Source organism: Streptomyces sp. NPDC049887 (genome assembly GCF_040656535.1).
Lineage (GTDB): Bacteria > Actinomycetota > Actinomycetes > Streptomycetales > Streptomycetaceae > Streptomyces.
On sequence record NZ_JBFAMM010000023.1, the window covers coordinates 122,813 to 130,261 of the forward strand.

Here is a 7,449-nt window from a genome sequence, read left to right on the forward strand (position 1 = left end):
ACGGCTCACCGTCCGTGACGAGCCGGACGGCGACCTCCTCGCAGAGTGACACGCGTTACTTCCGGCCACCCGTCGCGCATGCTTTCCGCACTCCGGGGCAGGCGATCCGCTCGCCAGTCCTTGCTGGTGAGAGACATAACGGGAATGGAAGGCCAAACGCGACGTGTCGGCACAACTGACCATCCACGTGGCCGGAGAATGGCGCAAAGCCGTCTCCGGCGCCACGCGCGAGATCCTCGACCCCGCCGACGCCACGCCCTTCGCGGTGGTGGCGGAAGGCGGGGCCGAGGACACCGACGCCGCGATCGCCGCCGCGCGCCAGGCGTTCGACGAGGGGGAGTGGCCCCGTACGCCGGTGGCCGAGCGGGCGGCGCTGCTGCGCCGGGTCGCCGGGCTGCTGGAGCGGGACCGCGAGGAACTCGGGCGCCTGGAGAGCCGCGACGCCGGCAAGACCGCGGAGGAGGGTCGCGTCGACGTCGACTGCGTCGCCGACGCCTTCCGCTACTTCGCCGACCTCGTCGTCAACGAGAACGGCCGCGTCGTGGACGCCGGCTCGCCGGACATCCACAGCGTGGTCGTGCACGAGCCGGTCGGCGTGTGCGGTCTGATCACGCCGTGGAACTACCCGCTGCTCCAGGCGAGCTGGAAGATCGCGCCCGCCCTGGCGGCAGGAAACACCTTCGTCGTCAAGCCGAGCGAGATCACCCCGCTGAGCACCGTCGCGCTGATCCGGCTCCTGTCGGAGGCCGGACTCCCGGACGGCGTCGCCAACCTCGTCACCGGACCCGGCGACCCGGTCGGCGCCCGCCTCGCGGAGCACCCCGACGTCGACCTCGTCTCCTTCACCGGCGGGCTCGCCAGCGGCACCAAGGTCATGCGGGCCGCCGCCGACAGCGTCAAGAAGGTCGCCCTGGAGCTCGGCGGCAAGAACCCCAACGTGGTGTTCGCCGACGCCTGCACGGACGACGAGGGCTTCGACACCGCCGTCGACCAGGCGCTGAACGCCGCGTTCATCCACAGCGGCCAGGTCTGCTCCGCCGGCTCCCGCCTCATCGTCGAGGAGTCCCTCCGCGACCGCTTCGTCGCCGAACTCGCCCGCCGCGCCGAACTGATCCGGCTCGGCCGCGGCACGGACGACGGCGTCGAGTGCGGACCGCTCGTCTCCGCGCAGCAGCTGGCGAAGACCGAGGAGTACGTGGCCTCCGCACTCGCCGAGGGGGCGGTGCTGCGCGCCGGCGGCAAGCGCCCCGACGGGCCCGGGTACTTCTACCGGCCGACCGTCCTCGACCGGTGCGACCGCACCATGCGCGTCGTGCGCGAGGAGGTCTTCGGCCCGGTCCTCACCGTCGAGACCTTCCGTACGGAGGACGAGGCCGTCGCGCTCGCCAACGACACCGAGTACGGGCTCGCGGGCGGCGTCTGGAGCGGTGACGCGGGACGGGCCCGGCGGGTGGCCGCACGACTGCGCCACGGCACCGTCTGGATCAACGACTTCCACCCGTACCTGCCTCAGGCGGAGTGGGGCGGATTCGGCAAGTCCGGCATCGGCCGGGAGCTCGGCCCGGCCGGGCTGGCCGAGTACCGGGAGACCAAGCACATCTATCAGAACCTCGCCCCGCGCCCCGTGCGCTGGTTCGCGGGCTGATCACGGGGAGCAGGAGCAACCACCACCATGACCGAGCACGACTACGAGTACGACTACGTCGTCGTCGGCGGCGGCACCGCAGGATCGGTGATCGCCTCCCGCCTGACGGAGGACCCGGGTGTCACCGTGGCCGTCATCGAGGGCGGCCCGAGCGACGTGGACCGCGAGGACGTCCTCACCCTGCGCCGCTGGATGGGCCTCCTCGGCGGGGAACTCGACTACGACTACCCCACCACCGAACAGCCGCGCGGCAATTCGCACATCCGGCACAGCCGCGCCCGGGTGCTCGGCGGCTGCTCCTCCCACAACACCCTCATCGCGTTCAAGCCGCTGCCGTCCGACTGGGACGAATGGGCCGAGGCGGGGGCCGACGGCTGGGACGCCGCCGCCATGGACCCGTACTTCGGCAAGCTGCTCAACAACGTCGTCCCGGTCGACGAGGCCGACCGCAACGCCATCGCCCGGGACTTCGTCGAGGCGGCACAGTCGGCGCTCGGCGTACCGCGCGTCGAGGGCTTCAACAAGAAGCCGTTCCACGAGGGCGTCGGATTCTTCGACCTCGCGTACCACCCGGAGAACAACAAGCGTTCGTCGGCGTCGGTGGCCTACCTCCACCCGGTGATGGACGAACGGTCCAATCTGACCCTGCTGCTGGAGACCTGGGCCTACCGGCTGGAGCTGGACGGCACCCGGGCCCGCGGTGTGCACGTCCGCACCGGGGACGGCGACGAGCGGCTGGTCCGGGCGCGGCGCGAGGTGATCGTCTGCGCCGGGGCCGTGGACACCCCGCGGCTGCTGATGCACTCCGGCATCGGGCCCAGGCGCGATCTGGAGGCGCTCGGTATCCCCGTGGTCCACGACCTGCCGGGTGTCGGTGAGAACCTGCTCGACCACCCCGAGTCGGTGATCGTCTGGGAGACCCACGGGCCGATCCCGGAGAACTCGGCGATGGACTCGGACGCCGGTCTGTTCGTGCGCCGCGACGACGAGGAGCGCGGCCCCGACCTGATGTTCCACTTCTACCAGATCCCGTTCACGGACAACCCGGAGCGGCTGGGCTACGAACGGCCCGCGCACGGCGTGTCGATGACGCCCAACATCCCCAAGCCGCGCAGCCGCGGCCGCCTCTACCTGACCAGCGCGGACCCCGAGGTCAAGCCCGCACTGGACTTCCGCTACTTCACCGACGAGGACGACTACGACGGGCGGACCCTCGTCGACGGCATCCGGATCGCCCGGGAGATCGCGAAGTCCGAACCGCTGGCCGGCTGGCTGAAGCGAGAGGTCTGCCCGGGGCCGGAGGTCACCGGCGACGAGGAACTGAGCGAGTACGCGCGCAAGGTCGCGCACACGGTCTACCACCCGGCCGGCACCTGCCGGATGGGCTCCCGCACCGACGAACTCGCCGTGGTCGCCCCCGACCTGAAGGTCAGAGGGCTCGACGGAATCCGGATCGCCGACGCGTCCGTCTTCCCGACCATGCCGGCCGTCAACCCGATGATCGGGGTGCTGATGGTCGGCGAGAAGTGTGCGGATCTGCTGACGCCGACGGGAAGTGAGGCACGATGAACGGCGACACCAAGGAATCGACCGACACCGCCACCGAGAAGGGCGGCACCGCCGGCGACAGCGGCGCCGTACACCCGGAACCGCCGGTGTTCGCGGTGCGCGGCCTGTGGAAGGTGTTCGGTCCCAAGGCCGACCGGGTGCCCGGTTCGGCCGAGCTCGCCGGGCTGAGCCCCGCCGAGCTGCGCGAGCGCACCGGCTGCACGGCCGCCGTGCGGGACGTCGGCTTCGACGTGCGCAAGGGCGAGGTCTTCGTCGTGATGGGCCTCTCCGGCTCCGGCAAGTCCACGCTCGTGCGCACGCTGACCCGGCTGATCGAACCCACCTCCGGCTCGATCTCCATCGACGGCGAGGACGTGCTCTCGATGGACAAGGCACGGCTGCGCGAGCTGCGCCGGCACCGCGCCGCCATGGTCTTCCAGCACTTCGGCCTGCTTCCGCACCGCACCGTGCTCGACAACGTCGCCTACGGGCTGGAGATCCAGGGCATGGGCAAGGCCGAGCGGCGGGCCAAGGCTGCCGAGGTCGTCGCCAAGGTCGGCCTCGCCGGGCTGGAGGAGCGCCGTCCGGGACAGCTCTCCGGCGGTCAGCAGCAGCGCGTCGGTCTCGCCCGCGCCCTCGCCGTCGACCCCGAGGTGCTGCTCTTCGACGAGCCGTTCAGCGCGCTCGACCCGCTGATCCGCCGCGACATGCAGGAGGAGGTGATCCGGCTGCACCGCGAGGAGGGCCGCACGATGGTCTTCATCACCCACGACCTCAGCGAGGCGCTGCGCCTCGGCGACCGGATCGCCCTGATGCGGGACGGGCGCATCGTCCAGCTCGGCACCCCGGAGGAGATCGTCGGCTCGCCCGCCGACGACTACGTGAGGGACTTCGTCCGCGACGTACCCCGCGAGCAGGTCATGACCGTCCGCACGGCCATGCGCCCCGCGAACGACGCGACGGAGGCCGAGCACGGCCCCGCGGTCGCCCCCGGCGCGACGGTCTCCGAGGCGATCGAGGCGGTCGCCCGCTCCGGTGGCCCCGTCCGCGTGGTCGAGGGTGGGCGCTGCCTGGGCGTGGTGGACCACGCCGCGCTCCTCGCGGTCGTCGCGGGCGTTCCCGCGCAGGAGGTGGCGGCATGAGAACGGCTGTCCCCGCGGGGTGCCGCCCCGCACGCGAACCCGCCGCCGGCACCGGGAGGTGGGGCCGGTGAGCGCCGTCACCACCGTCTCCAAGGCCGGCACCGCCGCGGGCGAGGCCCGGACCGAGGAATCCGGTGGCCTGCGCGACGCCGTACGGCGCCGTCGCAAGCTGCTCGCGGGCGGCGGCGTGCTCGCCGCGCTCCTCGTGCTCGGCGCCGTGCTGCTCGGCGGCGGTGGCTGGCCCGCCGGGCTGACCGCCGACATATCCGGGCCGCTCGACGCGGCCAACGAGTGGGTCGTCGACAACCGCGACAGCCACCCGCTCTTCCTGTACTTCCTGCTGCATCTGTCCAACACCGCCACGGACGCCGTCAACGCCGTGTACCAGGGGCTCGACGCCCTCGGCTGGCTGGGTGTCATGGCCGCCGCCGTGCTCGTCGCCTGGCGGTCCGCCGGCCTGGGCCGGCGGGGGCTGCGCGTCGCGCTGACCGCGTTCGGCGCGTTCACCGTCTGCGGACTGCTCGGGATGTGGGACGCGACGCTGCTCACCATCGCGCTGATGGTGGTCTCCGTCGCGGTCGCGGCCCTGCTGGGCGCGCTGATCGGTCTCGCCGCGGGCCTCTCCGACCGGGTGGACCGGGCACTGCGCCCGGTGCTGGACACCATGCAGGTGATGCCGGCCTTCGCGTACCTCCTGCCGTTCGTGCTCGTCTTCGGTACGGGTACGCCCGCCGCGCTGTTCTGCACCGTCATCTACGCCGCCCCGCCGATGGCCAGGCTCACCGCACTCGGACTGCGCGGGGCCGACCCGGCGGCGCTGGAGGCGGCCGTGTCGCTGGGCGCGAACGGCCGGCAGCGACTGTGGACGGCACGACTGCCGCTCGCCCGCAGGCAGATGCTCCTCGGCCTGAACCAGACGATCATGATGGCGCTGTCCATGGTGGTCATCGCCGCGCTCGTCGGCGCCGGCGGTCTCGGCGAGGAGGTGTACTCGGCACTCGCCACCACGGACGTCGGCAAGGCGTTCGCCGCCGGCCTCCCGATCGTGCTGATCGCTGTCTGGCTGGACCGTACGACGGCGGCCGCGGGCGACGGCACCGCGACACCGGGCGCCGCAGATGGCTGGCTGCACGGAGGCCGCGCCTGGGCGCTGGTGGCGGCAGCGGTGGCAGTCGCGGCGGCCGTGCGCACCACGGCCTGGCCCGACGCCTGGACGTACGACATCTCCACACCCGTCAACAGGGCACAGGAGTGGGTCACCGCGAACCTGACCTTCGCCGAGGTCTGGGCGCGCGAGTTCACCCTGTGGGTCCTCAACCCGCTGCGGGACGGGCTGGTCTGGCTGCCCTGGTGGTCGGTCCTGCTGATGGTCGCCGCCGCGGCCTGGCTCGTCGGCAACTGGGTCTCCGCGGTCACCGCGACCGCGGCGATGGCCGCGATCGGCGTGCTCGGCGTGTGGACCAAGTCCCTGAACACGCTCTCGCAGGTACTCGCCGCGCTGGTGCTCACGCTGGTGCTCGGCTTCCTCGCGGGTGTGCTGTGCGCCCGCGCCAAACGCCTCGAACGATGGGTGCGGCCGCTGCTGGACGCCATGCAGACGATGCCGCAGTTCGTGTACCTCATCCCGGTCGTCGCGCTCTTCGGCGCCACCCGCACCTCGGCGATCGTCGCGGCGGTCGTGTACGCGCTGCCCGCGGTGGTGCGCATCACCACCCAGGGGCTGCGCGAGGTCGATCCGGCCGCCGTGGAGGCGTCCCGCTCGCTCGGCGCGTCCACGCGTCAGCAGCTGTTCGGCGTCCAGCTGCCGCTGGCCCGTCCGGCACTGCAGCTCGCCGTCAACCAGGGCGTGGTGCTCGTGCTCGCCGTGGTCGTGGTCGGCGGTCTCGTCGGTGGAGGCGCGCTCGGCTACGACGTGATCAAGGGCCTGTCCCGGGGCGAGATGGGCCTCGGCATGACGGCCGGAATCGCGATCGTCTGCCTCGGGCTCGTCCTGGACCGCGTCACCCAGCGGACCTCCCGCACCCCCCGTTGACCCCACCCCTCTCAGTTCACTCGACAGGAGCACCATGCGCACCGTCCGTACCCTCCGTACCGCCGTGGCCGTCGCCGGAGCACTCGGCGTCCTCTCCCTCACCGCCTGCGGAGCCGCCGAGACCGGCAAGAGCAACGCGGCCGGCGGTGACAAGACCGTCAAGCTGACCGTGCCGTCCTGGGTCGGTGCCCAGGCGAACGTCGCCGTGGCCAAGCAGATCCTCGAGGAGGAGCTCGGCTACAAGGTCAAGACCCAGCAGATGGGCGAGGTCCTCGCCTGGGACGCGCTCTCCAAGGGCGACATCGACGCGATCCTCGAGGACTGGGGCCACCCCAAGGAGGAGAAGCAGTACGTCGACACGAAGAAGACCGTCGTCAAGGGCGGCGACCTCGGTGTCACCGGGCACATCGGCTGGTTCGTCCCCAAGTACTTCGCGGACAAGCACCCCGATGTGACGGACTGGAAGAACCTCAACAAGTACGCCGAGGAGTTCAGGACCGCGGAGAGCGGCGACAAGGGCGAACTGCTCGAGGGCTCGCCGGACTACGTCACCAACGACGACGCGATCATCAAGAACCTGAAGCTGGACCTGAAGACCAAGTACGCCGGCTCCGAGGCCGCGCAGATCACGGCCATCAAGAAGTACGCGGCGGCGAAGAAGCCCTTCATCACGTACTGGTGGACCCCGCAGTGGCTGAACGCCCAGATCGACATGGTCGAGGTCAAGCTGCCGGAGTACAAGGAGGGCTGCGACGCGGACCCGGAGAAGGTCGCCTGCGCCTACCCGAACACACCGCTGCAGAAGTTCCTCAACGCGGACTTCGCGAAGGAGGGCGGCGAGGCCGCCGAGTTCCTGAAGAACTTCAAGTGGACGACCGAGCAGCAGAACGAGGTCGCGCTGATGATCGCCGGCGAGAAGATGTCGCCGGAGGCCGCGGCCGAGAAGTGGGTGAAGGAGAACGAGGCCACCTGGAAGGCGTGGCTCCCCAAGAAGTGACGCGGATCCGACGGGCCCTCGGGCCCGTCGGCCCCGGCCCGGGCGCGGCGCGCGGACCCCTGCACATCGGGGCCGCGCACCGCGC

The 7,449-nt window shown here is 71.6% G+C and carries 5 protein-coding genes; all 5 read left to right on the forward strand.

Going from position 1 to position 7,449, the window contains the following annotated elements; translation table 11 throughout:
• Window positions 1-163: 163 nt before the first annotated feature.
• The 5 genes from AB0J10_RS25495 (at window position 164) to AB0J10_RS25515 (ending at window position 7,364) form a co-directional block, all read left to right on the forward strand.
• The gene (locus AB0J10_RS25495; RefSeq protein ID WP_363064779.1) at window positions 164-1,645 is read left to right on the forward strand and encodes an aldehyde dehydrogenase family protein; all 1,482 of its coding nucleotides are present in this window, start codon (window positions 164-166) and stop codon (window positions 1,643-1,645) included.
• A gap of 27 nt (window positions 1,646-1,672) precedes the next feature.
• Entirely contained in the window at window positions 1,673-3,214 is a 1,542-nt protein-coding gene (locus AB0J10_RS25500; protein WP_363064780.1) for a GMC oxidoreductase, read from the forward strand.
• Window positions 3,211-4,335: a glycine betaine/L-proline ABC transporter ATP-binding protein gene (locus AB0J10_RS25505; RefSeq protein ID WP_363064781.1), complete on the forward strand. Its 1,125-nt coding sequence runs from the start codon at window positions 3,211-3,213 to the stop codon at window positions 4,333-4,335. The genes AB0J10_RS25500 and AB0J10_RS25505 overlap by 4 nt, the downstream gene beginning before the upstream one ends.
• A 67-nt stretch (window positions 4,336-4,402) precedes the next feature.
• The gene (locus AB0J10_RS25510; protein ID WP_363064782.1) at window positions 4,403-6,367 is read left to right on the forward strand and encodes an ABC transporter permease subunit; all 1,965 of its coding nucleotides are present in this window, start codon (window positions 4,403-4,405) and stop codon (window positions 6,365-6,367) included.
• Between the two features lie 34 nt (window positions 6,368-6,401).
• Complete coding sequence (locus tag AB0J10_RS25515) at window positions 6,402-7,364, forward strand: ABC transporter substrate-binding protein (protein WP_363064783.1); 963 nt, start codon at window positions 6,402-6,404, stop codon at window positions 7,362-7,364.
• Window positions 7,365-7,449 lie beyond the last annotated feature (85 nt).

Excerpts from the sequence above, each read along its gene's own strand:
- AB0J10_RS25500 (WP_363064780.1), top strand. The coding sequence starts at position 1,673 with ATGACCGAGCACGACTACGAGTACGACTACGTCGTCGTCGGCGGCGGC.
- AB0J10_RS25505 (WP_363064781.1), top strand. The coding sequence starts at position 3,211 with ATGAACGGCGACACCAAGGAATCGACCGACACCGCCACCGAGAAGGGC.
- AB0J10_RS25515 (WP_363064783.1), top strand. The coding sequence starts at position 6,402 with ATGCGCACCGTCCGTACCCTCCGTACCGCCGTGGCCGTCGCCGGAGCA.